9 protein-coding genes are annotated in these 14,661 nt (G+C 65.7%); 5 read left to right on the plus strand and 4 right to left on the minus strand.

The features are described 5' to 3' along the window. Nucleotides 1-20: 20 nt before the first annotated feature. Nucleotides 21-1,103 carry an SDR family oxidoreductase gene (locus H4V99_RS03100; protein ID WP_280675426.1) on the minus strand — a complete coding sequence of 361 codons (1,083 nt, stop codon included), beginning with the start codon at nt 1,101-1,103 and terminating at the stop codon, nt 21-23. A 96-nt stretch (nt 1,104-1,199) separates the two neighbouring features. Between H4V99_RS03100 and H4V99_RS03105 the strand changes: the two genes are divergently transcribed. From H4V99_RS03105 to H4V99_RS03115, 3 genes are read left to right on the plus strand one after another with little or no spacing between them, the layout of a single operon-like run. Beyond that, nucleotides 1,200-2,390, plus strand: a complete 1,191-nt coding sequence (locus H4V99_RS03105) for a thiolase family protein (protein WP_280675427.1) — start codon at nt 1,200-1,202, stop codon at nt 2,388-2,390. Between the two features lie 35 nt (nt 2,391-2,425). Next, nucleotides 2,426-3,217, plus strand: coding sequence for an SDR family NAD(P)-dependent oxidoreductase (locus H4V99_RS03110; RefSeq protein WP_280675429.1), 792 nt, complete (start codon nt 2,426-2,428; stop codon nt 3,215-3,217). A 43-nt stretch (nt 3,218-3,260) separates the two neighbouring features. Next, nucleotides 3,261-3,572: a hypothetical protein gene (locus tag H4V99_RS03115; protein ID WP_280675431.1), complete on the plus strand. Its 312-nt coding sequence runs from the start codon at nt 3,261-3,263 to the stop codon at nt 3,570-3,572. Between the two features lie 186 nt (nt 3,573-3,758). Here H4V99_RS03115 and H4V99_RS03120 read toward each other — a convergent pair whose 3' ends face one another. Then, on the minus strand, nt 3,759-5,201 hold the full coding sequence (locus tag H4V99_RS03120; protein WP_280675433.1) for a helix-turn-helix transcriptional regulator: 1,443 nt from the start codon (nt 5,199-5,201) through the stop codon (nt 3,759-3,761). A gap of 156 nt (nt 5,202-5,357) precedes the next feature. Between H4V99_RS03120 and H4V99_RS03125 the strand changes: the two genes are divergently transcribed. Beyond that, complete coding sequence (locus H4V99_RS03125) at nt 5,358-7,208, plus strand: phosphoenolpyruvate carboxykinase (GTP) (protein WP_280675435.1); 1,851 nt, start codon at nt 5,358-5,360, stop codon at nt 7,206-7,208. A 164-nt stretch (nt 7,209-7,372) separates the two neighbouring features. Beyond that, a complete protein-coding gene (locus H4V99_RS03130) occupies nt 7,373-10,453 on the plus strand; it encodes a glycoside hydrolase family 38 C-terminal domain-containing protein (RefSeq protein WP_280675440.1) in 3,081 nt (1,026 codons plus the stop codon). Between the two features lie 36 nt (nt 10,454-10,489). Here H4V99_RS03130 and H4V99_RS03135 read toward each other — a convergent pair whose 3' ends face one another. Both H4V99_RS03135 and H4V99_RS03140 read right to left on the minus strand, forming a co-directional pair. Next, nucleotides 10,490-12,313: an ABC transporter ATP-binding protein gene (locus H4V99_RS03135; protein WP_280679919.1), complete on the minus strand. Its 1,824-nt coding sequence runs from the start codon at nt 12,311-12,313 to the stop codon at nt 10,490-10,492. A gap of 224 nt (nt 12,314-12,537) precedes the next feature. Further along, nucleotides 12,538-14,607, minus strand: coding sequence for an ATP-binding protein (locus tag H4V99_RS03140; RefSeq protein ID WP_280675442.1), 2,070 nt, complete (start codon nt 14,605-14,607; stop codon nt 12,538-12,540). Nucleotides 14,608-14,661 lie beyond the last annotated feature (54 nt).

Consider the following 14,661-nt stretch of genomic DNA (forward strand, 5'->3'; position numbering starts at 1 on the left):
CGCGGTGGAGACGCAGTCGGTTAGGGCAGGATACGGGCCGCCCGGTACTGCTCGACCGTGTCGAAGAAGCTTCGCGGAGTGGCTCGAAAGTTACCGAATCCGGCCGTGCGGCTCTTGGTCATGTCGGTGAAGCACTCAATTGTGCGACCCAGGTCGCCGTCGGAGTGCCACCACGATGCCAGCCGGGTGAGGTCCGTTTCGGCGAGACCGTTCTTGTCCGCCAGGGCGGCCCAGGTGTTCTCCATGCCCGCCATCTGCACCTCCAGGGTGCGCGGGGCATCCACGAAGCCCTCCCAGCCCACGCCAAAGTGCTCGGCAATCTGGGGCCACAGGGTGCGCCACCGAAACACGTCACCATTCGCGATGTTGAAGGCCTCGTTTTCGCCGGCCGGATTGGTGCCGGCCCAGATGATCTGTTCGGCGAGCAGGTTGGCATCCGTTACGTCGGTGATGCCGTTCCACTGCACGTCCGACCCGGGGAAGACCATCGGTAGCCCCAGCTCCTTGCAGATCGTGGCGTAGACCGAGAGCGTCAGCACCATATTCATGGCGGTCCCCACGGCGTAGCCAAATACGGTGTGGGCCCGGTGCACGCTCCAGGTGAAACCGGTGCGCTCCGACGCGGCAAACAGCTCATCTTCCTGCGCATAATAGAAATTGGGAGCGTCGACGCGCGCGGCATCTTCGTGGAATGGCGTGTCCGACATGACCCCCTGACCGTAGGCCTCGAACGGCCCGAGATAGTGCTTGAGACCGGTCATGAGCGCAACGTGCCGCACAGACTTCTGGGGTTCCAGCGCGGCCAGCACATTGCGAATGAGGGCACTATTCACCGTGATGTTCTCGGCCTCCGTGTCATTGCGCATCCACGCCACAATAATCACGAGTTCCGGCTGCGTGTCGATAAGAGCGGATGTGAGCGCCGCCGGGTCCCGCAAATCGGCCGCAACGTTTTCGATCCCCGCCACCTGGGAGGAGCCGCCCCGGGATAGTCCGAAGGTGAGCCAGCCCTGCTCGATGAGCTGTCGACTCACGGTTTGGCCGGCGATACCGGTTGCGCCCACGACCAGTGCGCGGCGTGGGGGAGACGATGTTTCTGTCATGAGTGTGCTGCCCTTCGTTGTGCAACAACTCTAAAACAGCCTGATGAACGCCCGCTGATGCGACGAACCGAGCAGCCACCGGCCTAGGCTGAGCGCATGAGCAATGAAGCTGTCATCGTCGATATCGTTCGTACCCCCTCCGGTCGAGGCAAGCCCGGTGGTGCGCTCAGCACCGTGCATCCGGCCGATCTTCTGGCGGGAGTACTCACGGAATTGCTCAACCGCAACGATCTCGACCCGGCAATCGTCGACGACGTGATCGGCGGATGCGTCAGCCAGGTGGGCGAGCAGAGCTACAACGTCACCCGCACCGCGCTGCTCAGTGCCGGTTTCCCCGACTCCGTTCCCGGAACCACCATCGACCGGCAGTGCGGCTCCAGCCAACAGGCGGTGACGTTTGCCGCCCAGGGGATCATCGCCGGAAGCTACGACATTGTTATCGCCTGCGGGGTGGAGTCCATGAGCCGCGTGCCGCTCGGGTCGTCCATGTCAGGCCAGGACCCGTTCGGCACACTCATGCACGAGCGCTACCCAAACGGGCTCGTGAATCAGGGCATCTCCGCCGAGCTGATGAATGCCCAGTGGGGTCTCAGCCGCCACGAACTCGACGCCTTCGCTGCGCGCTCCCACCGATTGGCCGCGGCCGCCGCCCAACGTGGTGACTTCGGCCGGGAGATCGTGGGCGTCACGACACCGGACGGCCGCTTTGTCACGAACGACGAGACCATCCGGTCTGCCACCTCCCTGGAGTCCCTCGCCGGGCTCAAGCCCGCGTTCCACTCCGATGGCGCGGCCGCGCGCTTCCCTGACCTGCAGTGGCACATCACCGCCGGCAATTCCTCGCCGCTGACGGACGGCGCATCCGCTGCCCTCATCATGAGCGCCGAGCGAGCCGAACAGCTGGGCCTCACCCCCCGCGCTCGTTTTCACGCCTTCGCGGTCACCGGAAGCGACCCGTTGCTCATGCTCACGGGTGTCATTCCGGCGACTCGGCGCATTCTCGAGCGCACCGGGCTCAGCATCGACGATATCGACACCTACGAGGTGAATGAAGCCTTCGCCTCGGTACCCCTCATCTGGCAGCGGGAACTCGGCGCCGACCCTGAGCGACTCAACCCGCGCGGCGGTGCCATTGCCCTCGGGCACGCGCTGGGTTCCTCCGGCACACGCCTGCTCGGCACACTGCTGAACGAACTCGAGTCCTCCGGCGGGCGCTTTGGCCTGCAGACCATGTGCGAGGGCGGCGGTATGGCCAACGCCACCCTGATCGAACGCCTCGAGCCGTGACCCGCACTCACCCCACCCCCAACGAAAGGTATTAAATGCAGATCGACGGATGCTCCGCCCTCGTGACCGGGGGCGCCTCCGGCCTCGGCCTGGCCACCGCCACCGCTCTGCACGCGGCCGGTGCCGCGGTGGTGCTGCTGGACCTTCCCGGCGCGCCCGGGGACCAGATCGCCGCCTCGATGAGCGAAGCCGGCCCCCAGGTGCACTTTGTTGCCGGGGATGTCACGAGCGCCGGTGACGTGCAGGCGGCCGTGGATGCCGCCAGCGCGCTCGCCCCGCTCCGCATCGTGGTGAACTGTGCGGGCATTGCGCCTGGAGCACGCACGGTGGGGCGCAATGGACCCTTGCCGCTGCAGGACTTTGAGCGCGCCATCCGCATCAACCTGGTGGGCACGTTCAACGTGATTCGGCTCGCTGCCGCGGCCATGCAGCTCACCGAACCGATCGGTGGAACGGGCCAGCAGGGAACGGCCGAGCGTGGCGTGATCGTGAATACGGCATCCGTTGCCGCCTTTGACGGCCAGATCGGCCAGGCTGCGTACGCCGCCTCGAAGGGGGGCGTCGCGGCCCTCGCCCTGCCGCTGGCCCGGGAGTTCGCCCAGACGTTCATTCGGGTGATGACCATCGCTCCCGGAATCTTCGATACCCCGATGCTCAAGGGGCTGCCGCAGCCCGTGCGCGATTCGCTCGGTGCTCAGGTTCCGCACCCGAGCCGCCTCGGCGAGCCCGCCGAGTACGCGGCCCTCGTGTGTCACATCGTGGAGAACTCGATGCTCAACGGGGAGACCATTCGTCTCGACGGTGCCATTCGCATGCAGCCGAAATAGTGGGGCGGGTTAGGCTGGCAGTTGGCGTTTAGAGGAGAAGTCAATGTTCATTCTGGGAATCATTATGATCGTGGCCAGTGCCGTATGCTCGGTCGCGGCGGTGCGGCTCACGTCCCGCGCTAACCCTGGTGTGTTCATTCCTCTGCTGAGTAACCCGCCGGCGCGGTCGCGCGCGGGAACGGCGCTCATGCTGAGCACGGTTGGTCTCATGATCTGGGGCGGAAATCTGGTCACCGCCGACCTCGGGGGTTTCGTGTTCCTCATTCTGATCGTGGTGGTGCTCGGCCCGTATTTAGCCGTGCGCTTCGTCCACAACCGTGCGGTTGCCCGGCTCGAGGTCCCCGCAGCGCACTAGGGCCCACGAGGCGCACCAGTGCGGCAGCGGATACCGACACGCCCTTCCAGCGGTGCCCGTTGCTACTTCAGGAGATCCGGCGGCTGGAAGTGGCGCCGCCGCATTGGTCCGGGGGTTCCTGGTGCGTGTGGATGCGAATCTCCTGAACTAGCAACGGCTGCCCGGCGAGCCAACCGCGCCGGGGCACTATTCTGCGGCGTGCGCCTCGAGAAACTCGTAGACCTCCATGTCGTCGACGCCGGGGAATGTGCCGGATGGCAGGGGTGACAGCACGTTCGCGTGCAACCGTGCACTCGGCCAGGCGCGTCCGGCCCAGCGGCTCGCGGCCTCCGAGTTGGGGCGGCGGCAGCACGACTCGTCGGGGCAGCGCGACACCGTGCGCTGCGTGGTCTCCCGCCCCCGAAACCACTTGGCCTGCTCGAACGGTACACCGACGCTGATGGAGAATTCGCCGGCATCCGTTGCCCCGGTCTGGGTGGCCGACCAGAACGTGCCCGCGGGCGTGTCGGTGTACTGGTAAAACTCCGTGGTGCGGTTGGTGTGCGTAAACGCACTGCGACTCGACCACTGCTTGCAGACGAATTGACCCTCAATCGAGCCGGTCACATCGACCGGAAACGGTAGGCCGTCGTTCTCGTAGCCCTTTTGTAGCGCGCCGTCGCCGTTCACCCGCAGAAAGTGCAGCGGCATATCGAGGTGCGAGGTCGCGAGGTTGGTGAGGCGCAGGGCGGCGGCCTCATGCGTCACGCCAAACGCATCGCGAAAATCTTCGACCGACAGTTCGCGCTCCGCCTTGGCATTCGACAGAAAAGAAACGGATGCCCCGCGCGGCATGAGACACGCGGCCGCGAAGTAATTGATCTCGAGTCTCTGCCACAAGAACTGTGCGTAACTGCCGGGACGTTCATGTCCAAGGAGCCGGTGGCCCATAGCCTGCAAGGCCATTGAGCGCAGCCCGTGCCCGCCGGGAATCGAGGCTGGCGGCAGGTAGATGCGCCCGTTCACGAGGTCGGTCACCGACCGGGTGGAGCTGGGTAGGTCGTTCACGTAAACCAGGCTGAAGCCGAGCTGTTCAGCCATGACGCTCACCTCACGGTGGGTGAGTGCCCCCGAGGTGTGGCCGCTCATCGAGACGCGTTTCTCGACCAATTCTTCAATGTCCGGCAGGTAGTTTCCCTGTTCGCGCATGCGCTCACGCAGTTCGGTATTCGCTCGGCGTGCCTCCTCCGGCGTGGCGATCGCCTCGCTTGCTCGGCGTGCGAGTTCCCGGTGCAGCCCCAGCAGCGACTCAATTGCCGTCAATGGTGTGCCCTTGGTAATTTTCACCTGCGGCAATCCAAGCGCTCCGTACAGTGGATTCTTCTGGGCACGGTCGAGTTCGATCTCGAGCGCGGCCCGGTTGTTGGGCGCCTCGCGACTCAGCAGGTCGGCTAGCTCAACGCCGAGGGCCCCAGCCAGGTCTTGCAGCGCCGAAAGCTTTGGTTCGCGGCGTCCATTTTCAATCAGGGACAGCTGGCTGCCGGCAAGGTTCACCCGCTCCCCGAGTTGGTCGAGGGTGAGGCCACGCTCCGTACGAAAGTGACGGATGCGATGACCCAGAGTGATGAGGTCCGAGGCTTGAGGCGACATTCCTTAACAATAGCGAAAGAATCGCAATTATTAACAGTACTTTTCTCGAAGTGAGGAGAGAAAAGAGAGCATTCTAGAGACACGAGAGAAAATTATGCTCCCCAAAGATTCCACCCGATCAAGGTCGCTCGCAGGCGGCTTTGGAAAGGCCACACTATGACCCTGACAAGTTCATCCCCCCAGACCCTTGCGGACACAGGCGTGAAGCGCTCCGGAACGACCGACCCTGTGCTGCGTGCCTGGGTAGACGAGATCGCCGACCTCACGAAGCCCGACCAAATCGTCTGGTGCGACGGATCATCTCGTGAGGCGCACCAACTGTCGAAGGAACTTGTCACCTCGGGCCAGCTCATCCGCTTGAACCCGGAATGGCGCCCCAACAGCTTCCTCGCCCGCACCAACCCCAAGGACGTGGCACGGGTTGAGAATCGCACCTTCATCTGCTCCGCCGACGAGGCCGACGCCGGCCCCACAAACAACTGGGCTGAGCCTTCCGCCATGCGCGGCGAACTCAAGGGCGTCTTCGCCGGGAGCATGCGCGGCCGCACCATGTACATTGTGCCTTTCTCGATGGGCCCGCTCGGCGGACCCATCTCGCAGCTCGGCGTTGAGATCACCGACTCCGCCTACGTGGTCCTGAACATGGGCATCATGACCCGAATGGGTGAGCAAATTCTCACCATGATCGAAGCCGGCGACCCGTGGGTACACACGGTGCACAGTGTCGGTTACCCGCTCGTGGATGCCGCCGGCATGTCCCGTCCCGACGTCACGTGGCCGTGCAACGACACAAAATACATCGTGCAGTTTCCCGAAGACCGTGAGGTCTGGTCGTACGGGTCGGGCTACGGCGGAAACGCTCTGCTGTCCAAGAAGTCTTTCGCGCTGCGTATCGCGTCGGTCATGGGTCGGGACGAGGGCTGGCTCGCCGAGCACATGCTGCTCATCAAGCTCATCTCCCCGGAGGGCGGCACATTCCATGTTGCTGCCGCGTTCCCGTCCGCGTGCGGGAAGACAAACCTGTCAATGCTGCAGCCCACTATTCCCGGCTGGAAGGTGGAGACCATCGGCGATGACATCGCCTGGCTGCGCAAGGGTGAAGACGGTCGCCTCTGGGCGATCAACCCCGAGGCTGGGTTCTTCGGCGTTGCCCCCGGCACCGGTGAACTCACCAACCCCACCGCCGTGGCCACAATGTGGGGCAACACGATTTTCACGAACGTGGCCCTGCGTGATGACGGAGACGTCTGGTGGGAGGGCCTCACCGAGAAGGCTCCTGAGCACCTCATCGACTGGCAGGGCAAAGACTGGACACCGGCATCCGGTCGACCGGCCGCGCACCCCAACTCGCGCTTCACCGTGGCTGCCGCCCAGTGCCCCTCGATTGCCGACGAGTGGCAAGACGCTGGCGGTGTACCCATTGACGCCATCGTGTTCGGTGGCCGCCGCGCCACCAACGTTCCGCTCGTGGCGCAGGCCCGCAGCTGGAAGCACGGTGTGTTCATGGGCGCCACGATTTCCTCCGAGAAGACCGCGGCAGCGGACGGCATCGTCGGCGAGCTGCGCCGCGACCCCTTCGCCATGCTCCCGTTCTGCGGTTACAACATGGCCGACTACTGGTCCCACTGGCTCAAGGTGGGCAAGTCGCTCGGCACCAAGGCCCCTGCGATCTTCCAGGTGAACTGGTTCCGCAAGGGCCCGGACGGCAGCTTCATCTGGCCCGGATTCGGCGAGAACTCGCGCGTTCTCGAGTGGATGGTGCGCCGCATTGAGGGTCACGCCGACGCAATTGATACCCCGATCGGTCTGCTGCCCACCGAGGACGGCCTCAACCTTGACGGTCTCGACCTTTCAGCGGATGCCCTTGAGCAGCTCTTCCACATCGACGAGACCAGCTGGTTGGCCGAGTGCGACCTGACCGACGAGTACTTCAGCCAGTTCGGTGACCGCGTGCCGCCGGCTCTGCTCGCTGAGCTCGCCAGTGTGCGCTACCACCTCAAGGACTAGTCACCTCCCCGCACCACGTAGAACGGCCCCGTCGTCCCCCCACGACGGGGCCGTTCTACGTGGTGCGGCCCATGCCGACATGACCGGCGCCGTCTGCGTCTTGCGGTGCGGCGGGAAGGTGCTCTTGTCGCCGGTCACCGAGCCGGCAGGCCTAGGATGCTGGCATGCACGACACCAGCGCGCTCATTCTGCTTCGGATCACCCGTTTCGTGGCCGAGAGGCTGCACCCTGCCGTGTATCGGCACACGAAGCCCCTCCGCGTGGAGGTGTGGGAAGCGCCGGGGGAGCCGGTGTCGTTCAGCGCGGCGCAGCAGCAGGTGTTCGCACCATTTGAGCCAGGCACAGCCTGGGGATCCCCGTGGGGAACAACCTGGTTCCACCTCACCGGCACGGTTCCGCCCGGGTGGACCGGCGCGGGCCGCCACCCCGAACTTGTCGTGGATCTGGGCTTTAGCACCTCGGTACCCGGGTTTCAGGCGGAGGGCCTCGTGTATACCGCCGAGGGAATTGTGGTGAAGGCGGTCGAGGCGCGCAACCAGACGGTTCCGCTCACCTCGCAGACCATTGACGTCTACGTGGAGGCCGCCTCTAACCCGAACATCGCCGCCGACTTCAGCTTCCTGCCCACCGACCTCGGAGATCCCGCCACCGCTCCACCCACGCCCCTTTATACCTTCCGCAGAGCCGATGTGGCCCTGCCTGATCAGACCGTCTGGGAGCTGATACAGGACGTGGCGGCGCTACTCGGGCTGCACGCCGAACTCCCCGAGTCGTCCGCGCGGCGGGCCGAGATCCTCCGCGCCCTGGAGCGGTGCCTCGATGCCGTCGACCCGCAGAATGTGGCCGATACCGCTGCCGCCGGCCGGTCCGAACTCGCGCAGGTGCTGTCCCGACCCGCGAACGCCAGTGCCCACCAGGTGTATGCCGTGGGCCACGCGCACATCGACAGCGCGTGGCTCTGGCCTGTGCGCGAGACGGTGCGCAAGGTGGCGCGCACGTTCTCGAACGTGTTGAGTCTCATGGACGCGAACCCGGATTTTGTCTTCGCCGCGTCATCCGCTCAGCAATACGCGTGGCTGAAGGAGGCGTACCCCGAGCTGTTTGAACGAGTGAAAGTGGCCGTGGCCCGCGGTGCCTTCGTTCCCACGGGGGGTATGTGGGTCGAATCGGACACCAACATGCCGGGCGGTGAGGCTCTGGTGCGGCAGTTTGTGGCGGGAAAGCAGTTCTTCCTGCGCGAATTCGGGGTGGAGCCGCTGGAGGTGTGGCTGCCGGATTCGTTCGGGTATTCCGCCGCTCTGCCGCAGATTGTGGTGGCGGCCGGGTCACGGTGGTTTCTCACACAGAAAATCTCGTGGAACGAGACGAACGTCTTTCCGCACCGCACATTCCTCTGGGAAGGCATCGACGGCACACGGGTTTTCACGCACTTTCCGCCTGTGGCCGATTACAACGCCGAGCTGTCCGGCGCCGAACTGGCCCGCGCCGAGCGCAACTACGCCGAAAAAGGTGTGGCCACCACCTCGCTCGTGCCGTTCGGGTGGGGCGATGGCGGCGGCGGACCCACCCGCGAGATGATCGCCGCAGCGCGCCGCACGGCCAACCTTGAGGGGTCGCCCGCCGTGCAGTTTTCCACGCCGCAGCGATTCTTCGAGACCGCCGAGGCCGAATACGGTGCCCCACCGGTGTGGTCGGGCGAGCTCTACCTGGAGTTTCACCGGGGCACGTTCACCTCGCAGGCCCGCACGAAGCGTGGCAATCGGCGCAGCGAGCACCTGCTCCGGGAGGCCGAGCTGTGGGCCACCACGGCCGCGGTACAGCGGGGTTCCGAGTACCCGTCAGCAGCTCTGGAGCGGGCGTGGCGCACGGTGCTGCTGCAGCAATTCCACGATATTTTGCCGGGATCCTCGATTGCCTGGGTTCATCAGGAGGCTGAACGCAACTATGCCGAGGTGGCGCGGGTGCTCACCGAGCTGATTGAGGCATCCGTTCGGGAGCTCTGTGGCAGCGGCGCTGCCACAGTGGTGCTGAACGCCGGCCCCTATGCCCTCGCCGGGGTCTCCGCGGGCGCCGGCAATGCAGCCGTCAGGGGCGTGGGCGATGCGGAACCGAGTGCGGAACCGAATGCAGCCACTGCCCCTCGAGCCGGCGCCGCCAGCGTCACCCGCACGGACGCCGGCATCGTGCTGGCGAACGGCCTCGTTGCCGTGACGATCGACGATGACGGTCTCTTCTCCTCGGTGCGCGACCTCGTCGCTGATCGTGAGGTGATTCCGGCGGGCCAGCGCGGCAACCTACTGCAGCTGCATCGTGACACCCCCACCCAGTGGGATGCGTGGGACATCGACGAGCACTATCGCCGCAACGTCGAAGACCTCACGAACGCCGATGAGATCGAGGTCGTGCTCGACACTCCGGCGCGCGTGGACGTTCGCGTAAAACGCACGCTGGGGGCCTCACACATCGAGGAGACGATCACCCTCGCCGCCGGATCCCCCGCGATCGACCTGCATTTCGCGATCGGTTGGCACGAGCGGCAGAAGCTGCTCAAGCTGGCGTTCCCTCTCGATGTGCATGCCGACCGGGCGGCGTCGGAGATTCAGTTCGGCCATGTGTACCGGCCCACCCACACCAACACGTCCTGGGACGCGGCCCGTTTTGAGACCTGCGCGCACCGGTGGGTGCACGTGGGTGAGCCGGGTTACGGGGTGACCGTGGCCAACGATTCCACCTACGGCCACGACATTACTCGCACAGCGGATGCCGCCGGAGCGACACACACCACCGTGCGGCTCTCGCTGCTGCGCGCGCCGCTCTTTCCGGATCCGACCGCCGATCAGGGCCGCCACGAGATGACGGTGTCGCTGCGGGTGGGCGCCACCATCGCCGACGCCGTGGCCGAGGGGTATCGACTGAACCTGCCGCTGCGGCGGATCACGGGCGTCGGCACCGCGGTCATCGAGCCGCTGTTCACGGTGGACAGTCCGGCCGTGGTCATCGAAGCGGTCAAACTCGCCGAGGACGCCAGCGGCGACGTGATTGTGCGGCTGTACGAGGCTCATGGCTCCCGAGCTCGTGCCGCGCTCCGGCACACCTTCACCGCAGTGGATGTCTACCCCACCGACCTGCTCGAGCGCCGCCTGGTCGTCCCGCCGCCCCGGCCGTCGGCCAGCTGGTCGGGCCAGGTGGTCACCCTCGAACTACGACCCTTCCAGCTGGTGACCCTGCGCTTCGTGCGCGGTTAGTACCGGCGGCATCCGCTCGCCGACCGACCACGGCGCTTAGACGAGCAGCTGATGCTTGGCGAGCTCGCGGTAGAGCGGCGTGGACACAACCAACTCGGAGTGCGTGCCGGTGCCAATAACCGTTCCGTGATCGAGCACCACGATCTGGTCCGAGTCCACCACGGTGGAGAGCCGATGGGCGATCACGATGAGCGTGCGGTCCTGAGCCACCGCGTCGATCGCGGCGCGCATCATCTGCTCATTCGCGCCGTCGAGGCTTGAGGTGCTCTCGTCGAGCAGCAGGATGGGCGGAGCGGAGAGCAGAGCGCGCGCAATGGCAAGCCGCTGACGCTCACCGCCGGAGAGCTTCACTCCCGATTCACCCACCGTGGCACCGAGTCCGGCCGGGTCGCGGTCCAGCACCTCGCCGAGGTTCACGGCGTGCAGCACCTCAATGCACTGCGCATCGGTGGCCGTTGGGCTCGCCAGAACCAGGTTGTCGCGCAGCGTGCCGGCGAGTACGGGGGCGTCCTGTTCCACATAACCGATCTGGGCGCGCAATGCTGTGCGATCGAGGGTGCGAATATCGAGCCCGCCGAGTCGAACAACTCCGGCATCGGCATCGTAGAACCGTTCGATCAACGCCAGAATCGTGCTCTTACCGGCACCGGATGGCCCCACCAGCGCCGTGCGCAACCCGCGCGGAGCGCTGAACGAGACTCCGTGCAGCACGGGTCGGGGCGGAGCTGGCGTGGTTTCCGGCGCGGCCACGGCGGCCACGGTGCCGGCCACGGCGGCCGAGTCGGCGGCGGCCTCGGCATCCACGGCCACCGGGGTGGCCTGATAGCCAAACTGCACGTTCTCGAATGAGATGGCGGGGGCGTCGGGGCGCACGCTCTCATTGGCGGCGCCTACGGTGGTGGCGAGCGGCGCAACGTCGCGGTCGAACTGGTCCTCGGAAGGAAGCCCGATGATCTCCTCGATGCGGCCGAGGGCACCGAGCGCCGAGTTGACCGAGGTGATGGCTCCGAAGAACTGGCCGAGCGGCATGATCATCATGAACAGAAAGAGGATGAACGCCACGAGTTCGGCAATGGTGATGGCACCGCTCGCCACGCGGAATCCGCCGACGCCCAGCACCACAAGAAACGAGACCTGCAGGGCGATGCCCGCGATCGGCACCACGAGAGCCGAGATCTTCGCGACCTTGATGCCCATGCGCCATGCGCCACGGGCATCCTCTTCAATCACGGCCACTTCACGTTCGGTGGCGTTGGAGGCACGCACGGTGCGAATGGCGCTGATGGCACGTTCCACGCTCGCGGCGAGGTCGCCGACCTTGGCCTGCGCGGCCTGGCTGGCGGTGCGGATACGACGCGAGAGCAGGATGACGGTCACCACTGACACGCTGATGACGAGCACGGTGAGGCCCAACAGCACCGGGTCGATCACCAGCATGGCGATCAGCGCGCCCACAAAGGTGAGCGATCCGCCGATGGCCTCGACGAGACCCTGGGTAAGTACGGCGCGCAGCAGAGTGGTGTCGCTGCCCACGCGAGACACCAGGTCGCCGGTACGGCGGGCATCAAACTCGCTGATCGGCAGGCGCAACAACCGGCCCACGAGCTTGCGGCGGCTGGAAAGCACCACGCCCTCGCCCGTGCGCTGCAAAAGGTAGTGCTGGTAACCGCTGATCAGACCCGAAACGACCACGAGAGCGATGAGCGCGATCACCAGGGAGTCCAGCGGAGTGTTCGCCTGCACGCGGGTGATGACTTGGCTCACGAGCAGCGGCTGGGCGAGACTCGTGGCGGCGCCGAGCACGCTCAGCACGATCACGAAGCCGAGCACCTTCTTGTGCTCCAGCAGGTACGGCAGCAGTTGGCTGAAGGTGGCGCGCGGGCCGGTGTCGGTGGGTGAACCTCCTGGACCGCGGCGGCCGGGCCGATGGGTGCGCGGCGGCCGCGGGGTGCGTGCTCCCGTGCGTGATCCCGGGGACCGCTCACCGGACGCCCGCTCGTTGGGCGCGGCGCTGCTGGTGCTGGTGTTACGCGGAATACTCACGTTCCAATCTTAACCGCAGCGGATGTGCCTCGCCTGCGTCACTAGGACGCGGCTGCTCGCACGTGAGCGGGGAGGGTGACCCGCACCCGGGTGCCCGTTGTCCCATCGGACGTGAGCTCCAGGGTGCCGCGCAACTCGGAGACCAGCCCGGTCACGATGGACAGTCCCAGGCCGGTTCCGGGCAGCAAGACGGAGGTTGACGAGCGATAGAAGCGCTCCAGTACGCGGTGAATCTCCGCGGGAGGAATGCCAATGCCGTTATCGATCACATCGATCTGCACGGTGTTCGCCACGCGGGAACACTCCACCACCACGTGTCCGGCTCGTGGCGTGAATTTCAGAGCGTTGGCCACAAGGTTGGTGAGCACTCGTGCCACATCGCGCTCGCGTCCGATGGCCTCCAGGCTCCCGGCTGGCACCACCGCTTCGAGTGTGACGCCGTGCGATCGGGCGGTCGCGCCGAGTTCCTCGATGCAGTTGGTGACCGCGACATCCACATTGGCAATCTCGATCGACCGAAGCGTTGTCTCGGTGCGTTCGGAGAGGCGGGCGAGTTCGAGCAGGTCCTCCACCAGCGTCGCGAGGCGGTTGGCGTTGCGGGCAATCACACTCACGTAGTCGGCAGCGATGGGACTGAGTGCGGTGTCCTGAAGCTCTTCGGAGTACCCGAGAATGCTCGTGATGGGAGTGCGCAGCTCATGGGTGACCGAGGAGACGAAGTCTTCCTTTTGGCGGTTCAGCTCGCGCAGGTTCTGCGTGGTGGCCTGTTCGTTTTCTAGGGCTGTCTGCACCGCCGTCGCGGCCGCGTACCGGGCGGTCATGTCGATAACCTGCACGGTCAGGAGCGCAGTCGCACTCCCCGAGCGGATGCGTGCCACAAAGACCTGAAGGCGACGCGTGCCGGAGTCCACCTCTACCTCTCCGGACCAGTCGTGCGTGCGCGTATCGCTGCGACGCACTCGCAGGATGGCCTCGGCGAGCGGGCCGTCCTGCGGCACGATGGGCGCCGGCGCGAGGGGACCCGCCAGGACAACGCCCAGCAGCCGGGCCGCGATCTCGTTCCCGTCGATGACTCTGATCGCACCGAGGGCATCCTCTTCGAGGAGGAGGAGGCCGATGTGGGACCCCACGATTCCGCCGCGGAGGAGGTGGTTGCGGGCATCCACTTGATGCACGAGGCGAAGTCGCTCCTCGCGACTGGCACCGATGACCAAAACGGTAGCCGCGTACACGATGAAAAAGGACTGGATGATGCTCGAGTTTTGCGCGGTAAAGGCGTTGCTGCTGGCCGACTCGAACCCCGCCCAGGACGCCAGATCTTTGAGACCGGTGGCGGTCAGTGCGGTCGTGAGCATTTGCCACGCGGCCACCCGGGTGCCGAACCGGAGGGCCGCCCACACGAGTAGTGGCAGGGTGAGGAATTTAATTTGGGAGCTGGTTCCGGGCCAGAACACGATGCAGAGCACGCCAGCCAGGAGCAGAGCTTGCAGCACCAGTTCGGGTCGCAGCCGACGGGGAGGGCGGATGCGCGCGAGGAGGAAAACCGGTGCAATGACCACAATTGCGGAGGCATGGGACGGCACAACGACCAGGAACGTTTGCACTGCATCGCCGCCCCCGACAGCAATAATGACGGCCGTAAGAACGCCCATGGTTGTGGTGCCCACCGCGACGGCGATGAGGAAGCGCACCACGCTGCTCACGTCAGTCAGATGAGACGGGGGAGCGCCCCGGCCGCCATCGATAAGAGCGGCCACGATCCATGCCTCGAGTGCGGTGACGAATCCGTACAGGATAGCAACGACCATGGACTCACCCACGGCGATTCGGGAGCCCGAGGCCGTGACCCAGATGAGGAGGGCAATGCTGACACGAGTGCCGCGCGCCATGAGTGCGGTCACCACGCCGAGACCCGCCGCCGGCCACCACGCCGAGATATAGTCCGAATTACGGGACACACTGAGAGTGACGACGCTCACCAGGGCGATGGCCAGCACTGCCAAACCGAGTGTCACGATGCGCCGCCGAGGGGATGCGTAATACGCCAACGCCACGAGGCTCCGCGGGGCGAGATCCCCCGGGGTCGTCAACGTGGCACGTCCCTCTTGCATACCGTATGGTAACTCGATCGGCACCAGTTTGTCCCCCACACGGGTGCCGCACCG

Source organism: Cryobacterium sp. CG_9.6, from assembly GCF_029893365.1.
In the GTDB taxonomy this organism is placed as follows: domain Bacteria; phylum Actinomycetota; class Actinomycetes; order Actinomycetales; family Microbacteriaceae; genus Cryobacterium.

What these genes read in the sequence shown, in the direction of transcription:
- H4V99_RS03105 (WP_280675427.1), top strand. Translation starts at nt 1,200, where the DNA reads ATGAGCAATGAAGCTGTCATCGTCGATATCGTTCGTACCCCCTCCGGT.
- H4V99_RS03140 (WP_280675442.1), bottom strand. Translation starts at nt 14,607, where the DNA reads ATGCAAGAGGGACGTGCCACGTTGACGACCCCGGGGGATCTCGCCCCG.
- H4V99_RS03125 (WP_280675435.1), top strand. Translation starts at nt 5,358, where the DNA reads ATGACCCTGACAAGTTCATCCCCCCAGACCCTTGCGGACACAGGCGTG.
- H4V99_RS03100 (WP_280675426.1), bottom strand. Translation starts at nt 1,103, where the DNA reads ATGACAGAAACATCGTCTCCCCCACGCCGCGCACTGGTCGTGGGCGCA.
- H4V99_RS03110 (WP_280675429.1), top strand. Translation starts at nt 2,426, where the DNA reads ATGCAGATCGACGGATGCTCCGCCCTCGTGACCGGGGGCGCCTCCGGC.
- H4V99_RS03115 (WP_280675431.1), top strand. Translation starts at nt 3,261, where the DNA reads ATGTTCATTCTGGGAATCATTATGATCGTGGCCAGTGCCGTATGCTCG.
- H4V99_RS03130 (WP_280675440.1), top strand. Translation starts at nt 7,373, where the DNA reads ATGCACGACACCAGCGCGCTCATTCTGCTTCGGATCACCCGTTTCGTG.
- H4V99_RS03120 (WP_280675433.1), bottom strand. Translation starts at nt 5,201, where the DNA reads ATGTCGCCTCAAGCCTCGGACCTCATCACTCTGGGTCATCGCATCCGT.